Source organism: Actinopolyspora biskrensis (assembly GCF_013408175.1).
In the GTDB taxonomy this organism is placed as follows: Bacteria; Actinomycetota; Actinomycetes; order Mycobacteriales; family Pseudonocardiaceae; genus Actinopolyspora; species Actinopolyspora biskrensis.
Map to the genome: position 1 here is coordinate 67,444 of NZ_JACBYW010000007.1, position 16,106 is coordinate 83,549.

A 16,106-nucleotide genomic window follows, 5' to 3' on the forward strand; every position below is an offset into this window, starting at 1 on the left:
ACAAGCTAGGCTGACCTGCCGTGATCGACCTGAAGACGCTGCGCGAGGACCCGGAAGCCGTGCGCGCTTCGCAGCGCGCCCGTGGGGAGGACCCCTCCCTGGTGGACGCACTGCTCGCCGCCGACGAGCGGCGCAGGTCCGCGGTGGCCGGTGCCGACGACCTGCGTGCCGAGCAGAAGCGAATGGGCAAGGATGTCGGCAAGGCTTCGGGCGAGGAACGGGAGCGGTTGCTGTCCCGTGCCAAGGAACTCGCGGGCCGGGTCAAGGAGGCCGAGGCGGAGCAGACCGCGGCCGAGACCGAGCTGGATCGCGCGCAGCGCGCCGTCGCCAATGTCATCGAGCCCGAGACCCCTCCCGGCGGGGAGCAGGACTACGTGGTGCTCAAACACGTGGGAACCCCGCCGGAGTTCGACTTCGAGGTCGCCGACCACCTGGATCTGGGAACCGCCCTCGGCGCCCTGGACATGGAGCGCGGGGCCAAGGTGTCCGGAGCGCGGTTCTACTTCCTGACCGGGGTGGGGGCCCAGCTCGAACTGGCGCTGCTGAACATGGCCGCCGCCAGCGCCACGGCCTCGGGTTTCACGCTCACCGTCCCCCCGGTGCTGGTCCGCCCCGAGGTCATGGAGGGAACCGGTTTCCTGGGGGCGCACTCCTCCGAGGTCTACCACCTGGAGGAGGACGACCTGTACCTGGTCGGAACCTCGGAGGTTCCGCTGGCCGGGTACCACCAGGGCGAGATCCTGGACCTTTCCGAGGGGGCGCGGCGCTACGCGGGGTGGTCCACCTGCTTCCGCAGGGAGGCCGGCTCCTACGGCAAGGACACCCGGGGGATCATCCGGGTGCACCAGTTCAACAAGCTGGAGATGTTCGTCTACTGCGCCCCGGAGCGGGCACGGGAGGAGCACGAGCGGCTGCTGGCGGCCGAGGAGGACATGCTCGGCAAGCTGGAGCTGCCCTACCGGGTGATCGACACCGCGGCCGGGGACCTCGGGGACAGCGCCGCGCGCAAGTTCGACTGCGAGGCGTGGATCCCGAGCCAGCAGGACTACCGCGAGCTCACCTCCACCTCGAACTGCACCACTTTCCAGGCGCGGCGGCTCAACGTCCGCCACCGCGACGAGGAGGGCGGCAACCGCTTCGCGGCCACGCTCAACGGAACCCTGGCTACGACCAGGTGGATCGTGGCCATTCTGGAGAACCACCAGCGCGCCGACGGTTCGGTGCGGGTGCCGGAGGCTCTTCAGCCCTTCATGGGTGGACGGGAGATCCTCACCCCCTGAGGGTTTGTCTGTGGCGGCGCGGTCTGCGTGGGTGGTTCCGTGGCGGAACCTCGGTCGGCGCCCGGCTGCGGGTGCCCCGACCTCGGGTAGCGACCTGCACAACGTCGGGACAGTCCTCGCCGGGCACTCGACCGAGGACTCGCGGCGGTGCCGACTGCGTAGGCTCAGAGCGCTTGGTTCGGGCAGCGCCCCTTGAGCGGAAGGTGGCTACTCAAGAGCGGGCCCAACACAGCAAGGCGCCGCCTCACGTGACGGCTGACCGGCCACGCACGTGAGCCGGGTCGGAGAGATCGTCAACTCGTGGCGGTCTCCCGGGTCACCTGCTCGGTCAGTCCCTTCTCCAGGGTGATCCGCACGCAGGCGGCGGCGAGCCGAGCCAGCTCGGAATCGTCCACGAGGGCGGCCAGCCGCTGCCCGTCCTCGGGCAGTCCCACCCGGCCGGCGCCCGTGAGCGCCTTCTTGTCGAAGCAGGGGCGCAGCTCGGGCCAGACCTCCTGGGCCTCGCGGCAGAATATGTCCGCGCCCACCGGTCCCAGTCTGGGGACCTCGCGCAGGCCCGCGCGCAGCTTCCCGAGGTCGCCGTCCGCGTCGCGGCGCAGCCGCCGCAGGTCCCCGCCGTACTTCGTGCGCAGCAGTTCGGCGCCTTCCCCCAGCGCGGTGGCCGTGCTCTCGTCGTAGCGCACGTAGTGCCCCCTGCCGAGGGCGTCCACCCGTTGTTGCCAGGTGGCGTTCAGCATCCGCTCGGGCGTTCCGAACTCCGCCAGCTCGCGGCAGGCGGACACGGCTATCCCGGCCTTGATCCGGGTGGACAGCAGCACCGAGAGCACGAGCAGCCGGTACAGCGGAGCCGGTTGGTCGCGCAGCCGGATCCCGGCCTCGGCCGCGTAGGTGGTGCCCGCCACTTCCAGCAGCCTGCGGGCGGTGTCTCGCTGGGACATCGCACCTCCGCATCGATGCGTCGAGCGGGAAGGTCTCCTCCCACTCACGGGCTACCGCTCGGGGAACGTGCCGAAACGTCCCCCGAGCGGCGGTGGTGGCCACTCGATGTGCCGGCTCCCGGAGCGAGCCCCCGGCTGGGGTTCCCCCGCGGAACCAGCCGAGCGAACCAACCCCGCCGACCCTTCTAGTGCTCCTTGAGTCCGGGCAGCACCTCGTTGGAGATCTCCTCCAGGATCGACTCCCTGCCCTCGAACGGCTCCTCCGTGCGCGGCCAGTGCACGATCACGTCCGTGAACCCGAGTTCGGAGGCCCTGCCCAGCACGTCCCTGAAGTGTTCGACGCTGGACAGCGAGTAGGACGCTCCGGCGTCGGCGTTGAGGTAGCGCGGCACCCTGCCCGGAACGCGTCCCTGCTGCTGGAGCGCCTCGTCGAAGCGTTCGGTGTTGTCCCGCAGTGAACGCCACCACGCCGCGCTGTCGGTCACCTCGGTGCCGGGAGGACGCCCCGTGGTCACCCAGCCGTTCCCGAACCGCGCGGCCAGCCGCATGGCCCGCGAGCCCTCGGCGGCCACGACGAACGGCACCCGCGGGGTCTGCACGCACCCAGGGGCGCGGCGCGCCTCGACTGCCGAGTAGTACTCACCGTCGAAGCTGGCGTTGTCCGAGGTCAGGATGGTGTCCAGCAGTTCGATGAACTCGGTGAAGCGGTGGCCGCGCTCCTTCGCGGACAGCGCCCGTCCGCCGAACACCCGCGTGTCGAACCCCGAGCCGCCCGATCCGACCCCCAGCAGGAAGCGTCCGTCGCTGACGTCGTCCAGCGCCGTCAGTTCCCGCGCGAAGTGCACGGGATGTCGGAAGTTGGGCGAGGCCACCAGGGTTCCGAGCTTTATCCGCGAGGTCACGGTCGCGGCGGCCGTGAGGGTGGGGACCGCGTCGAACCAGGGCTTGTCCACCAGTGAGCTCCAGCCCACGTGGTCGTAGGTCCAGGCGTGGTCGAATCCGTACTCCTCCGCCATCCGCCACAGCGGTTCCGCGGCCCACCAACGATGTTCGGGCAGAATCACTATCCCAACGCGCACACTCGTGACCGTATACGCTCACCCGGCTCGGCTACGAGAGGTCGGTGCGGCGTAGGCACAGGTACATGCGGCAGTGTTATGAAATTTTCCGGTCACACCCCGCTTGTGAACGGTGTTCGCAACGTGAGACGGCCCACTCCGGCCGTCGCTGGGCTCAGGGGTGACCACGATCGCGTTACGAAATCGGCGTTTCGCGGGCATTATGGAGACGTGCGTCAACCGTGCCTCGTCGCCTCGGACATCGACGGAACCCTGCTGGACCCGGCCGAGAGGGTCACCGCCCGTACCGCCCGCAGCGCGCGCGGCGTCGACGCCTCGGGCACCCCGCTGGTGCTGGTGACCGGGCGTCCACCGCGCTGGGTGCCGCGAATCACCGACTCGCTGGGAGTGGCGGGCACCGTGGTGTGCGCCAACGGGGCGGTGATCTACGACTCCGCCTCCGACACCGTGCTGCACTCCAGCGATGTCGACCCGGTGACGCTGCGGGACGTGACCAAGTCGCTTCGCGAGGCGCTGCCGGGCTGCTCCTTCGGGGTGGAACGCGCGACCGGGGGTGCCCGGGATCGCGTCGACGAGCAGTTCCTCGCCGAGCCGGAGTTCCACAGCGGTTGGCCGAACCCGGACCTGCGGGTCGTGCCCGCCGACGAGCTCGTGGGCTCCGCCGCGGGCAAGCTGCTCGTGCTGCACGAGCGCATGACCAGCGCCCAGATGGCCGTCGTGGCGGAGGAGCTGGTCGGCAGCAGGCTGCAGGTCACCTACTCGACCGGGTCCGGGCTGCTGGAGCTGTCGGCGCCCGGGGTGAACAAGGCGTCCGGGCTGGCCCGTGTCGCGGGCGAGCTGGGGATCGCGGCTTCCGACGTCCTCGCCTTCGGGGACATGCCCAACGACGTCCCCATGCTGGAGTGGGCGGGCCACGGCGTGGCCATGGGCAACGCCCACCCGGACGTTCGGCAGGCGGCCGACGAGGTGACGGCGAGCAACGAGGACGACGGGGTGGCAGCCGTGCTGGACCGCTGGTGGTGAGGTGCGGGACTGTCGGCGGGTCTTTTTGCGTGGCGGCTCACTTGGCGGAACCCGCGGCGGTGCCTGCTGCTCGGGCTCAGAGCGCTTGCGTTGAACCGAGCCTTCCGCTGGAAGTTCCTGGCAGGGATTCTGGTGGTTCCGTGGCGTGACTCCCTTACCCCGCGGCGTGCCTGCGGATGTCGTCCAGCCGTGCGTACAGGTTCCGGCCGGGGCAGGCGGTGTCGCTGACGTCCCGGTGGGAGAAGATCCGGGGCAGGGTCACCGACGTGCCCTCCGGGTACTTGTTGTCCTTGCCACCGCCGGAGACCAGCGTCGCCTTCCCGAGCGGGTCCCGTCCCACGGTCCCGAGCTTCCAGCCCGCGATGGACCCCGCCGACGCGAGGGCGCGTTCGGACGGTTGGGCGGTCTGGAAGTTGCCCAGCAGCGCCACCCCGAAGGTCTGCGCGTTGAACCCCTTGGTGTGGCCGCCGACCACGTGGCCGTCCAGTCCGCCGGTACGTCCTTCGAACACCGTGCCGCACTTGTCGATCAGCACCTGGTATCCGATGTCTCCCCAGCCCAGCTCCGCGGCGTGGTAGTGGTACAGCCCCCGGACGACCCGGGCGGACTCGGCGCAGGTGTAGTCGTTCGTCTCCACCGTGTGGTGAATGACGGCGGCCCGGGTGGTCTCCGCGTGCTGCGGTGGCCAGCGCATGAGGCTCTCGTCGGCACCCCACTGGGCGCGGGTGACCACGGGCGGGCGCGCGGCCCGCGCGTCCGGGCCGTCGGGCGCGGGCGCGGAGGCCGGTCTGATCGCGATCAGCCGCAGTCGTCCGGTCACGTCCGCGCCGCCGCGCCGGGCGCGTACCTGCACCGCCGAGGTGGGACCGGTCCACCGGGCGCGGGTGGCCCCCTCCGGGGTTCCGTGTCCGCGTGCTTCGGGAGCGTGGGAGGCGCCGAGCGGTTCGAGCGCGTGCCACCGGCCCCAGTCCGTCCCGGCCCGTTCGCGTACGCGCAGCAGGTCCGGGGCGGGGCCGTTCCAGGTGAGCCCGATCATGCTGAACGGGCGGTCGGTCCGCACCGTGCGGGTGTCGCCCCGCCCGCGTGCGGTGGGGGCCGTGGACAGGTCCACCCGCTCGGCCGTGGTCCGTTCCGCCTGGCGGGTCGTGGCCCGCGCCGTTTCCGGGGCCGTCACCCCGGTGGCCAGCAGCACGGCCGTGGCCAGCGCGACGGTTCCGGCGGTGAGCTCGCGGAACATGCGGCACCTCGCTGGAGCGGATAGTCCGTGACTCGTTCACCTGTTCCCGGGGGAGTATGCGGCGAAATCACGGTGAACGCCGGGTGGTCCGCCCCGGGAGCCACGGGAGCCACGGGAGCCACGGAAGCCCCGGAAGCCCGGCGTGTTCCCGGTTCCGCCCGGGACCGGCCTGTGCAGGTCCGCCGGGCAAGATCGGGCGGGGCCGTCTCGCTCGAGCGTGTGACAACGCGGTTTCGGACCCTCGCGCGGCTGACGCTACCCTCGCGGCTGTGAGCTTCGGAGGCTATGACCTGATTATCGTAGGTTCGGGATTTTTCGGACTTACCATCGCTGAACGCGCCGCCAGCCAGTTGGACAAGCGGGTGCTGGTGCTGGACAGAAGGCACCACATCGGGGGGAACGCCTACTCCGAGGCAGAGCCGGAAACGGGAATCGAGGTGCACCGCTACGGTGCGCACCTGTTCCACACCTCGAACAAGCGGGTTTGGGACTATGTGAATCTCTTTACCGATTTCACGGACTACCAGCACCGCGTGTTCACCCGGTACCAGGACCAGATCTATTCGTTCCCGATGAATCTCGGACTGATCTGCCAATTCTTCGGGCGGGCCTTCTCCCCGGACGAGGCGAAGGCGCTGGTGGCGGAGCAGGCATCGGAGATCGACACCGCGGAGGCCAAGAACCTCGAGGAAAAGGCGATCTCGCTGATCGGCAGGCCGCTGTACGAGGCGTTCGTGCGCGGGTACACGGCCAAGCAGTGGCAGACCGACCCGAAGGAACTGCCCGCGAGCAACATCACCCGGCTGCCGGTGCGGTACAACTTCAACAACCGCTACTTCAGCGACACCTACGAGGGCCTCCCGGTGGACGGGTACACGGCCTGGTTGCGTCGAATGGCCGACCACCCCAACATCGAGGTGCGGCTCAACACCGACTACTTCGACGTCCGTGACCAGCTGCCCGAGGTGCCGATCGTCTACACCGGCCCGCTGGACGGGTACTTCGACTACTCGGCCGGTGAGCTCGGATGGCGGACCCTCGACTTCGAGACCGAAGTGGTGCACACCGGTGACTTCCAGGGAACCCCGGTGCTGAACTACGCGGACGAGGAGATCCCGTACACGCGGATCCACGAATTTCGGCACTTCCACCCGGAGCGGGACTACTATCCGAAGGACAGGACCGTGATCGTTCGGGAGTACTCGCGGTTCGCCGAGAGCGGTGACGAACCCTACTACCCGATCAATACATCCGCCGACCGGACGAAGCTGGAAACCTACCGCGAACTCGCCAAGCAGGAGGCGAAGGAGCGCAAGGTGCTCTTCGGCGGGAGGCTGGGTACTTACAAGTACCTGGACATGCACATGGCGATCGGTTCGGCCCTGAGCATGTTCGACAACAAGGTTTCCCCCTACTTCACCGAGGGCCGCTCGCTGGACGGCTCGATGGAGGACTGACGTGACTGACCGGACTTCCCCAGCCGAATCGGAACCGACCGGGTCGGAACCATCGGAACCGAGCGCCCCGGAAGCGGGAGCACCGGCGGCGGAGGCGGAGCCGACCTCCGCGCAGGCCGGTGCGGAGGTCCCGGGCGTCGACGCCGGGGACCGAACGGAGCAACGGGCGGACGAGGAGAGCGCCGCCCCCTCCTCGCCGGAGGCGGGAGAGAGCAAACTCAGCGACTCGGCCACGGTCCGGACCGGGCACCGGCGCGTCGCGGCGGGGCAGACCCTGCAGCGGGTGCTGCTTCCGCGGGCCGAGGACCCGCTCGACGCGCGTCCGCTCTACCTGGACGAGCCGGAGAACCTCGCACAGCGCGCCACCGTGCTGTCCAGGCGTTCGGTGCGGATCCCCGGTAACTCGCGGGTGTCGTTCGCCTCGTACTTCAACGCCTTCCCCGCCAGCTACTGGAAGCGCTGGACCAAGCTCGACGAGGTGGTCCTGCGCCTGAAGGTCCGCGGTACCGGGCGGCTGGACGTGTACCGGTCCAAGCCGAACGGCGACGTCGTGCACCTGGAAGGCACCCCGGTTTCCAGTTCGAAGTCGTGGCGGTGGCTGGAGTTCCGGGTCTCGCTCAAACCGTTCGAGGACGGCGGCTGGATCTGGTTCGACCTGTTCACCAACGAAGGGGAGCTCGACCTCGACGAGGCGGCCTGGACGACCGACCTCAGGCTGCCCAAGCAGCGTGTCGTGGTGGGCACCACCACCATGCGCCCGGCCGACTGCGTGCAGACCCTGCAGACCCTCGGCGAGGACACCCAGGTGCTCGATCTCGTCGAGCGCGTGGTCGTGGCCGACCAGGGCGGGCAGAAGATCAGGGACACCGACGGCTTCGACGAGGCCGCCAGGAGGATCGGGGACAAGCTGCACGTCATCGAGCAGCCGAACCTCGGCGGCTCCGGGGGCTTCACCCGCGTCATGTACGAGGGGGTGTACAACTCCGACGCCGAGCAGGTGATGCTGTTCGACGACGACATCGCGCTGGAACCGGACGGGGTGCTGCGGGCCAACGCCTTCGCCAGGGCCGCCGTCCAGCCGGTGATCGTCGGTGGGCACATGCTCAACCTGCAGGCCCGCTCGCGGCTGCACACCATGGGCGAGGTCGTCGACCTGGGCTCCGCGATGTGGCGTGCCGCTCCCGGGGCGGCCACCGACCACGACTTCGCCGAGTACCCGCTGCGCGAGAGCAGCAAGCTGCACAAGCTCATCCACTCCACCTACAACGGGTGGTGGATGTGCCTCTTCCCGCGCGAGGTCATCGAGAACACCGGACTGCCGCTGCCGCTCTTCCTCAAGTGGGACGACGCCGAGTACCACGTCCGCGCGGGTGAGCGGGGGTATCCGACGGTCTCGCTGCCCGGTGCGGCCGTCTGGCACATGCCGTGGAGCGACAAGAACGACGCCACCGACTGGACGGCCTACTTCCACACCCGCAACAGGCTGATCCTCGCGGCGTTGCACAGTCCCGACGACGTCAAGAAGAACCTGCTCAAGCAGAGCTTCAAGCTCACCCTGCGGCACCTGTTCTCGATGGAGTACTCGACCGTGGCGGTGCAGCTCAAGGCGGTCGAGGACTTCCTGGCCGGTCCGGAAGGGCTGTTCGAGAGTCTGCGCACGGCACTTCCCGAGGTCCGCAAGCTGCGTGAGCAGTACGACGACGCGCAGACCTTCTCCTCGGCCGGAGAACTGCCCCCGCCGACCGCCGACCCCGTGCTGGCCGAACAGCTGCTGGACCCCCCGGTGCGCACGACGCGGATCGCCCAGCGGGCCTCGAAGGCGCTGCTGCACAACCTCAAGCAGCCCGACTCCGAGGCGCAGCGGCGTCCCCAGCTCAACATCCCCTCGGCGAGCGCGCGTTGGTTCCTGCTCGGAGCCCTGGACAGCGCCACCGTCTCCACCGCCGACGGCAGCGGCACGGCCTTCCGGCGTCGCGACCCTGAGGAGTTCCGTAGGCTCGGTACTCGGGCCATAGCCGACTACCGCAGGCTGGTGAGCGAGTGGTCGCGGTTGCGGGAGGCGTATCGTGCCGCCCTGCCGGAGCTGACCAGCCCCGAGGCGTGGAAGCAGATGTACGAGTGAGCTGAGTCCGCGTGAGGCGACCCGGGAGGGTTGTGCACGTCACGGAGCGGGAGAGCGCGGTGGCCCGGGGTGGGTGGTGACCCGTCCCGGGCCGCGGCGCGAGTTCGTCGGGCCGCGGTCCGACGGTCGCCCCTCCGGGGCGCCACATTCGAATACCGCCTACAGCCGAGAGCACGGATCCGAGACCGGAACGCCGGTTTCGGGTGGACACCGACGGCCTGCCCGAGAAGAAGCCGGAGACGAAGTGGACGCAGAGCTGACCACCGCGCCCCCCGCCGCCGAGACGGAGCGAGGTGCGGAGGAACACCCGCCACCGGCCGTTACGGCCGAGACGGTGGCGGTACGCCGGGTGCAGGGCGTGCTGGCCAAGCGACCCGTGGTTACGGTCGCCGGAGTCATGTCCAAATTCGGTGATCACGCGATTGGGTGGCTCGTGTTGGGAGCAGTGGGGGCGCTGGCCGACCGCGGGCGGCGCGCCGACTGGATCGCCTCCGCGGCCGGGGTAGCCGCGGCGCACGGCGCCTCCATCGCGGTCAAACGGGTGGTGCGCCGCAGCAGACCCGGCGATCCGGGAATCAGGGTGCTGGTCAGCACCCCGAGCAGACTGAGCTTTCCCTCCTCGCACGCGACTTCCACGACGACGGCCGCCGTGCTGTACGGCAGAGTGCTCGGCCGTCGGCTCACTCCCGCGCTGGTGCCGCCGATGATGGTCAGCAGATTGGTGCTCGGCGTCCACTATCCGAGTGACGTGGCAGCGGGTTCGACACTCGGTGGGGCCGTCGCGTGGGGAGTGCGTCGCTACATCGAACGGCGGAGGAACCGTGGCTGACAAGAACGAGACCGGGTTTCAGCTCGGCGAAGAGCCCACAACGGGACAGGGCTCGCACGAGGGCTCCGAGCGGTCCGCAGGAGGGGAGGGAGCCCCCGGCGGCACGCGGGTGGCCACCGAGACCGCGACCACGGAGCGGGAGGGCGGTACCGCCCCCTCCCACGGCGCGGTGGAAACCGACTCCGAACTGACGCGGCAGGTCGAGGGGCAGGTCGAAGCGGACGCCGAGGGAGCCATCGGCTCGGAGGCCGGTGGTGAGGCCGCCGCGCTGGAGGAGGACTCCGGACCGGGCGGGGGCACCACGTCCGCGGACAGCACCGACAAGTCCTCGGACGCCTATCACGCCAGGGTGACGGCGGCGGCCGGAACGCCCGCCGGGCTCTTCAACGGCTTGATCAGGGAGCTGCGCCCCAAGCAGTGGGTCAAGAACATCCTCGTGCTCGCCGCCCCGTTCACGGCAGGGGCGCTGCTGGACGTTCCGATCCTGCTGGACGCGGCCGTGGCGTTCGTGGTCTTCTCGATGGCCGCCTCCGGGATCTACTTCATCAACGACGCGCTCGACGTCGAGTCGGACCGCGCCCACCCGACCAAGCGCAACCGGCCCATCGCGGCGGGGCTGGTCCCGCTGCCGATCGCCTACGCCGTGTGCGGCCTGCTGCTGGTGGGGTCGCTGGTCATCTCCGGCCTGATCAGCATGCCCCTGTTCGCCGTCATGGCGGTCTACATCGGGGTGCAGCTGGGTTACTGCTTCGGGCTCAAGCACCAGCCGGTCATCGACCTCTGCATCGTCGCTTCCGGGTTCCTGCTGCGTGCCGTGGCCGGTGGTGCCGCGGCCGGGCTGGTGATCACCCAGTGGTTCTACATCGTCGTGGCGTTCGGTTCGCTGTTCATGGTGGCGGGCAAGCGCTACGCCGAGGTGAAGCTGGCCAACGAGACCGGCGCCAAGATCCGGAAGTCCCTGCGGGCCTACTCGGCCTCGTACCTGCGGTTCGTCTGGGCCATCTCGGCGGCGATCATGATCATGTCGTACAGCCAGTGGGCCTACGAGATCCAGAACCACGACCACTCCCGGTGGGGAGTCATCTCGATCATCCCCTTCGTGATCGGGATCCTGCGCTACGCCGTGGACGTGGACAAGGGCGTGGCCGGGGAGCCCGAGGAGGTCGCGCTCAAGGACAAGGTGCTGCTGGTCCTGTTCTGCGTGCTCGCGGGCTGCCTGTTCCTCGCCTTCTACCTGTGAGCGCCGGTGCTCGCCGATCCCGGCGTGCGGTCTCCCGGCCGCGCCGGGATCGGCGCGGCGGAGGTGTCCGGGCTTGCCGGGGGAACAAAAAATACCCCCGGCGCGTACCAGAAGCTGGTACTGGCTAACCGGGGGGCTGCACACCCAGTGTAGCACTCCGCGGCTGGCGCGGACACGGAGCTGGTAGAACGGACAGACCATGAGTGAGCAGGCTGTCCCGGCCGCCGAGTTGGCGGAGTTGCTCAGCGCCGAGCGATTGGAGACCTATCGGCGGCAGGCTCCAGAGTGGGGATGCTCGCCGATCGAGCTCTACCTGCACGGAGCGCGGTTGGCCTCCAGTCACCATCATGATCTCAGCATCGTCGAAGTGGTGCTCCGCAACGCGCTGCATGACCAGCTTTCCCAGGTCTACGGGCCACGGTGGTGGGCCGAGGGGCAGCTTCTCGACGATCGTGGTCAGGAGGCGATCGCCAAGGCTCACAAGGACGTTGGCGAGCACCCGGTCGGACGGATAATCGCTGCTTTGCCGATGGGGTTCTGGATTCATTTGCTCGGACACGGCGACTATGCCGGCCGCCGTCCTTTCCGGGAGCGCCGCTCGTACGACGCGTTGTTGTGGCGACCTGCGTTGCGGCACGCCTTCCCCCACTCCTCGGGCGTGCGTGACGAGGTCCACCGCCTCGCCCGGCGCGTCTACGCGCTGCGGAACCGCATTGCTCACTGCGAGCCGATCATCGGCGGTGTGCGAGTGCCCGGTACGAAGACCCGGCGCAGTCCGGACGAGATCCACGAGGATCTGGTGACGCTGGTGTGGTGGATCTCCCCACCGGTCGGGAAGTGGCTGGCCGCCCAGTCGTACACTCCAGCGCTACTGGGTGGACCGCACCAGTCGCAGTGAATCCGCATGCCGTAATGGTCATGACGCGCAACTGTTGTTGCCCGGCGAAGAGCTCCGTTGGGATCGGGGGCTTCAACCTGAGCGGCGTGGCTACTCAAGAGCGGCCCAGCGCCGCAAGGCGCCGACTCACGTGACGGCTGAGCAACCACCCACGCGAACCGCCCCGCCGAACCCGTTCACTCACTCATCGGCGACGGCCAGTGAACGCCCTCCGGTGATCCGCACCAGCTCGTCGTGCGTGGTGGGGAACACGGTGCGCGGTGTTCCGCCCGCCGCCCACACGCACGGGTAGTCGGCCAGCGCGCTGTCCACGATCGTGGTCAGCTCCGCGGGGTGGCCGAGCGGGGCCACACCGCCGATCGACTGGCCCGTGGCCTGCCGGACCCGTTCGGGCTTGGCCCGCTCCAGCGGGGACCACGCGAGGCTCTCGGCGAGCTTGTCCGTGTCGACCCGGTGGCGTCCGCTGGTGAGCACCAGCACCGGTTGTTCGTCGGAAAGGAACACGAGGCTGCTGGCGATGGCCCCGGTTTCGCAGCCGAGGGCCGCCGCGGCATCGGCCGCGGTTCTGGTGGAGCCGGGCATCTCCCTGATCTCGCCGGACACCTCCGCAGCTCGCAGTGCTCGGGCCACCTGCTTGCTGCGCTCCGGCAGCATCGTCTCCGGCGGTACCGTCGTCTCCGACTGCACGTGGCGAACCTCCATACGGTTTCGGCTGCTGCCGAGCCAACCCGTCGCGACGGGTTGTACGTTAGCGCACCATACTTCAGTTCGTGAGCGAATCGAGCGGGCGTGGTGCCCATTCCGATGATCCGTTGGAGACGTTGCGCGGGTTGCGGGCCACGCGCTGGTTCACCGACCGGGAGGTCACCGAGCAGCAGCTGCGCCGGCTCCTCGAAGTGGCGCGGTGGACCGGTTCGGCCCGCAACAGGCAGCCGTGGCGGCTGCACACGGTGCGGGACCAGGAGCGGCGCGAGCGGCTGAGCCGGTGCGGGAGCTACGCGCTGCACCTGAGCCAGGCGCCCGTGGTGGTGCTGCTGGCGCTCGACCACAGCGGGCAGGACGCCGAGTTCGACGGGGGCAGGATCGCGCAGGCGATCATGACGGCGGCTCACTTCGACGGGCTCGGCTCGTGCCCTGCCACGTTCTTCCCGCGGGAGAACGCGGACCGGGCGAGCGCGCTGGCCGGGTTCGCCGCGCCGTGGTCGGTGCGCACCGGCATCGCGCTGGGCTGGCCCGCTCCGCGGCCGCCGGGGAGGTCGGCGATCCCGGCCGGAAGGCTGCCGCTGGACCGGATCTGGTCGGGTGAGTGAGGCACGGGGAGCGACTCCGCCGGGGTGATCGTCGTACTCGCTCGGAGACCGTCCAGGGCTCGATTCGGAACACGGCGTCCCCGACGGACTCGGGAGCGGGAGCTCCTCAGGGGTGGTCTCCTCGGTGCCTTCCGGAGGGCCCAGCCGATAACGACAGTCGCGGGCGAAGGTGGGGTCCACGGGTGGAGAGGCGGTGTAACACCGGCAGAACGTCGTGCGAAGAACCTCGTGGGAGTCCGAGCCGACGCCGGAAGGCCGAGTGATCATGAGGGATCGTCCGAAAGCCCACGACGCGGTCGGCGATGAGGACGACGCCCGCGCGATCAGACGGATCTTCACCGAGCTGCGGGAGGCGTTCGCGGAGCACGACGCGGAGAAGTTCGACGAGCGATTCGCCTCCGACGTGGTTTTCACGGCGGTCAACGGGCAGCGTTTCCACGGTTGGGAGGAGATCCACCGCTACCACCGCGAACGTCTCACGCACCATGCCGAGGGCATTCGCACCTGGTACGAGATCGACCGCATCACCTTCCCAGATCCGAGCGTCGCCGTGGTCTTCCTTCGCCAGCCCGTGGTTACTCGCGACGACCAGCGCGCGAGCATCGGCACGTGGGTCCTGGTCAAGAAGGAGGGATCCTGGTGGTTCTGCGCCATGCACAACACGGGGATCGCGTCCGGCGTGACACCGTGACGGCCTCGTTCCCGGTGTGCGCTTCCAGCGGGCCTCCCGCGCGGACGACGCGGCTCGAGAGCGGACCGACGTCCCCGACGTACCGGTTCATGTGCCGGCAGCTGACCGGAGGGGAGAGTCGTTGCGGGTGGAACTCAGTAGCAGGAGTACTCCGGCAGCGGCTGACCGGAGACCCGCCGCAGCGATTCGGCGACCCGGTGCAGCCACCACACGGCGAAACGCGCCGGGGTGAGCGGGTCGCTCCAGTCCGCGGTCTTGTCGAAGTGCTTGTCGATCGGGGGACAGCCCGGACCGAGGACACCGTGCTCCACCCCGTAGGCGATGCGCATGTTGACCAGCACCCAGAACCACGCCTCGACCTGTTCGGCCGTGTGCAGCAGCAACTGCTCACCCTCGGCGGGCAGGGTGGACAGCACCAGCTCGGCGTCGTCGCGCAGCCTGCTGACCAGATCGGCTTCCATCCAGTCCCGCAGCGCGTCGTCGTCGACCGGATCGCCCCAGTTGTCCCGCAGCGCGCGCAGCATCGTGGAGTCCAGCGGTGTGACCGGCAACGGGAGGGAGAGCTGTTCGCAGAGCCAGTCGTACTCGCGGTACTCGTCCAGACGCCCCTGGATTATGTCCCTGTAGCGGGGAAGTGAAGCGCGTAGCCACCTGAACATGGTGGAATCGAACTCAGCGACCAGCATGTTGTCCACAATGGAGCACTTCACGGTCATATCCGAGTCTCCCATCGCCCCGGCCCTGAATCCACTGTTGATTCTCGCAGCCGACTTGCAGGAACCCGCAACCGCGTCCGAAGTGCTCCTCGCCCGGGTGCCACCGCCCGGGGAAACCGGGCCGAAGACATTTCACATCGCTCGGCGCCCGGGCGGTGTTCCGGTTGGAACGCCTGGTTAAGTGGTGTTCGACGGGAACGGGAACGTCCGTTCCCGTCGCTGCCACCAGTGGGAGGGAAAAGAACCTTTCCGGAAACCGACCACCGGGAAGGCGAGTGGCTCCCGCGCATTCCGCCGAGTGAGCTCACCGGATCCGCGCGGGACCACCATCCGCCGGTATCAAGCTCAGTAGCGGTAAGCGGTGGCCTCACCGGTGGAGGAGTTCCAGTAGATGTAGCCGCCCTGGAAGTCGCTGCGCTTCCCTCCGGGAACGCTGTACTCGTTGGAGTCCGGGTAGCCCAGCCAGGAGGTCTCGGCTCCCATGCTCAGCCAGAGCTCGCGGATCGTGCCGCGCACCGAGTGCGTTCCCGTCTCGGAGTTCCAGTACACCGAGGCGCCCGCGTGGTCGGCTCCCCTGAAGTGGGTGTAGACGCCGTCCCCCTCCTGGGTGTCCGCCGTGTTCGTCACGGGGTAGTTCAGGTACCCCCGCTCGAAGCCCGTCTGCCCCCAGAACTCGCGCACGGGCCCCCAGACTCCGTGCGCTCCGGTGTCCGCGGTCCAGTAGATCGAAGCGGTGCCGATGGCCTCGGTGCCCGCGAAGTGGTTGAACCGCCCCACCTCGTCCGGGGTGGGAAGCTCATCCGTGATGGGTACGCCGTAGTTGGAGTGCTGCCCCAGGCTCTCGTAGCGGTCCGAGATCGCGCCGTGCACCTCGTGGGTGTCGGTGTCCTCGGTGTGATACATCCAGCCGTGCTGGAATTCCTGATAGGACATTCCGTTGGTGTCGTACTCGGTGTCCACCGGATCGCCGAGCACTCTGCGCAGGTGCGGTTCACTCCAATATCTCTGCTCGATCGGAGTGAATTCCGCCGGTGCCGGGGCGGCGCTGGACTCGTTCGCACCGGACTGCTGCTCGACGTCACCGCTGGCCGTGCCGGACAGGCCGAGCGAGAGTGTCGCCGCGAGCAGGGTGGCGGTGCTCGCCGCGCTTTTTCGGAAGATCGAACCCTTTCGGGAAGTCACGGAAGCTCTCCTGTTCGCCTCGATGGCTCCGGACGAACCCAGAGTGCGTCCACGGGGACGTCAGTTGTGGAACGGACACGGCTTTCCACACGTTGCTCTTACTT

At 69.0% G+C, this 16,106-nt stretch carries 15 protein-coding genes; 9 read left to right on the forward strand and 6 right to left on the reverse strand.

What is annotated here, in order from left to right:
* Positions 1-20 precede the first annotated feature (20 nt).
* Complete coding sequence (serS, locus tag FHR84_RS18085; protein ID WP_179536734.1) at positions 21-1,280, forward strand: serine--tRNA ligase; 1,260 nt, start codon at positions 21-23, stop codon at positions 1,278-1,280.
* A 293-nt stretch (positions 1,281-1,573) separates the two neighbouring features.
* Here the strand turns inward: serS and FHR84_RS18090 are convergent, their stop codons facing one another.
* A complete protein-coding gene (locus FHR84_RS18090) occupies positions 1,574-2,218 on the reverse strand; it encodes an endonuclease (protein WP_179536735.1) in 645 nt (214 codons plus the stop codon).
* Between the two features lie 185 nt (positions 2,219-2,403).
* On the reverse strand, positions 2,404-3,297 hold the full coding sequence (locus FHR84_RS18095; RefSeq protein WP_179536736.1) for an LLM class flavin-dependent oxidoreductase: 894 nt from the start codon (positions 3,295-3,297) through the stop codon (positions 2,404-2,406).
* Positions 3,298-3,507: 210 nt separating this feature from the next.
* Between FHR84_RS18095 and FHR84_RS18100 the strand changes: the two genes are divergently transcribed.
* Positions 3,508-4,320, forward strand: coding sequence for a Cof-type HAD-IIB family hydrolase (locus FHR84_RS18100; protein WP_179536737.1), 813 nt, complete (start codon positions 3,508-3,510; stop codon positions 4,318-4,320).
* Between the two features lie 154 nt (positions 4,321-4,474).
* Here FHR84_RS18100 and FHR84_RS18105 read toward each other — a convergent pair whose 3' ends face one another.
* A complete protein-coding gene (locus FHR84_RS18105; protein WP_179536738.1) occupies positions 4,475-5,557 on the reverse strand; it encodes a peptidoglycan recognition protein family protein in 1,083 nt (360 codons plus the stop codon).
* 269 nt (positions 5,558-5,826) lie between these two features.
* Between FHR84_RS18105 and glf the strand changes: the two genes are divergently transcribed.
* The 5 genes from glf to FHR84_RS18130 all read left to right on the forward strand — a co-directional run bounded on the left by glf (position 5,827) and on the right by FHR84_RS18130 (position 12,103).
* Positions 5,827-7,014 (forward strand): UDP-galactopyranose mutase, encoded by a 1,188-nt coding sequence (glf, locus tag FHR84_RS18110; RefSeq protein ID WP_179536739.1) that lies wholly within the window; start codon positions 5,827-5,829, stop codon positions 7,012-7,014.
* Position 7,015: 1 nt separating this feature from the next.
* Entirely contained in the window at positions 7,016-9,136 is a 2,121-nt protein-coding gene (locus tag FHR84_RS18115; RefSeq protein WP_179536740.1) for a glycosyltransferase, read from the forward strand.
* Between the two features lie 244 nt (positions 9,137-9,380).
* Positions 9,381-9,965, forward strand: a complete 585-nt coding sequence (locus tag FHR84_RS18120; RefSeq protein ID WP_179536741.1) for a phosphatase PAP2 family protein — start codon at positions 9,381-9,383, stop codon at positions 9,963-9,965.
* Positions 9,958-11,205, forward strand: coding sequence for a decaprenyl-phosphate phosphoribosyltransferase (locus FHR84_RS18125; protein WP_179536742.1), 1,248 nt, complete (start codon positions 9,958-9,960; stop codon positions 11,203-11,205). Before FHR84_RS18120 ends, FHR84_RS18125 begins: the two co-directional genes overlap by 8 nt.
* A 199-nt stretch (positions 11,206-11,404) precedes the next feature.
* Positions 11,405-12,103: a CAAX protease gene (locus tag FHR84_RS18130; protein ID WP_179536743.1), complete on the forward strand. Its 699-nt coding sequence runs from the start codon at positions 11,405-11,407 to the stop codon at positions 12,101-12,103.
* Positions 12,104-12,283: 180 nt separating this feature from the next.
* Here FHR84_RS18130 and FHR84_RS18135 read toward each other — a convergent pair whose 3' ends face one another.
* On the reverse strand, positions 12,284-12,805 hold the full coding sequence (locus FHR84_RS18135) for a YbaK/EbsC family protein (RefSeq protein WP_179536744.1): 522 nt from the start codon (positions 12,803-12,805) through the stop codon (positions 12,284-12,286).
* A gap of 68 nt (positions 12,806-12,873) precedes the next feature.
* Here FHR84_RS18135 and FHR84_RS18140 point away from each other — a divergent pair, with 68 nt between their 5' ends.
* Together FHR84_RS18140 and FHR84_RS18145 are read left to right on the forward strand one after the other, a co-directional pair.
* Positions 12,874-13,413 (forward strand): nitroreductase family protein, encoded by a 540-nt coding sequence (locus FHR84_RS18140; protein WP_179536745.1) that lies wholly within the window; start codon positions 12,874-12,876, stop codon positions 13,411-13,413.
* A gap of 265 nt (positions 13,414-13,678) precedes the next feature.
* Positions 13,679-14,104 carry an SgcJ/EcaC family oxidoreductase gene (locus FHR84_RS18145; RefSeq protein WP_179536746.1) on the forward strand — a complete coding sequence of 142 codons (426 nt, stop codon included), beginning with the start codon at positions 13,679-13,681 and terminating at the stop codon, positions 14,102-14,104.
* 134 nt (positions 14,105-14,238) lie between these two features.
* Here FHR84_RS18145 and FHR84_RS18150 read toward each other — a convergent pair whose 3' ends face one another.
* Together FHR84_RS18150 and FHR84_RS18155 are read right to left on the reverse strand one after the other, a co-directional pair.
* On the reverse strand, positions 14,239-14,820 hold the full coding sequence (locus tag FHR84_RS18150; protein WP_179536747.1) for a DUF2017 family protein: 582 nt from the start codon (positions 14,818-14,820) through the stop codon (positions 14,239-14,241).
* Positions 14,821-15,165: 345 nt separating this feature from the next.
* Positions 15,166-16,002, reverse strand: coding sequence for an LGFP repeat-containing protein (locus FHR84_RS18155; RefSeq protein WP_179536748.1), 837 nt, complete (start codon positions 16,000-16,002; stop codon positions 15,166-15,168).
* Positions 16,003-16,106 lie beyond the last annotated feature (104 nt).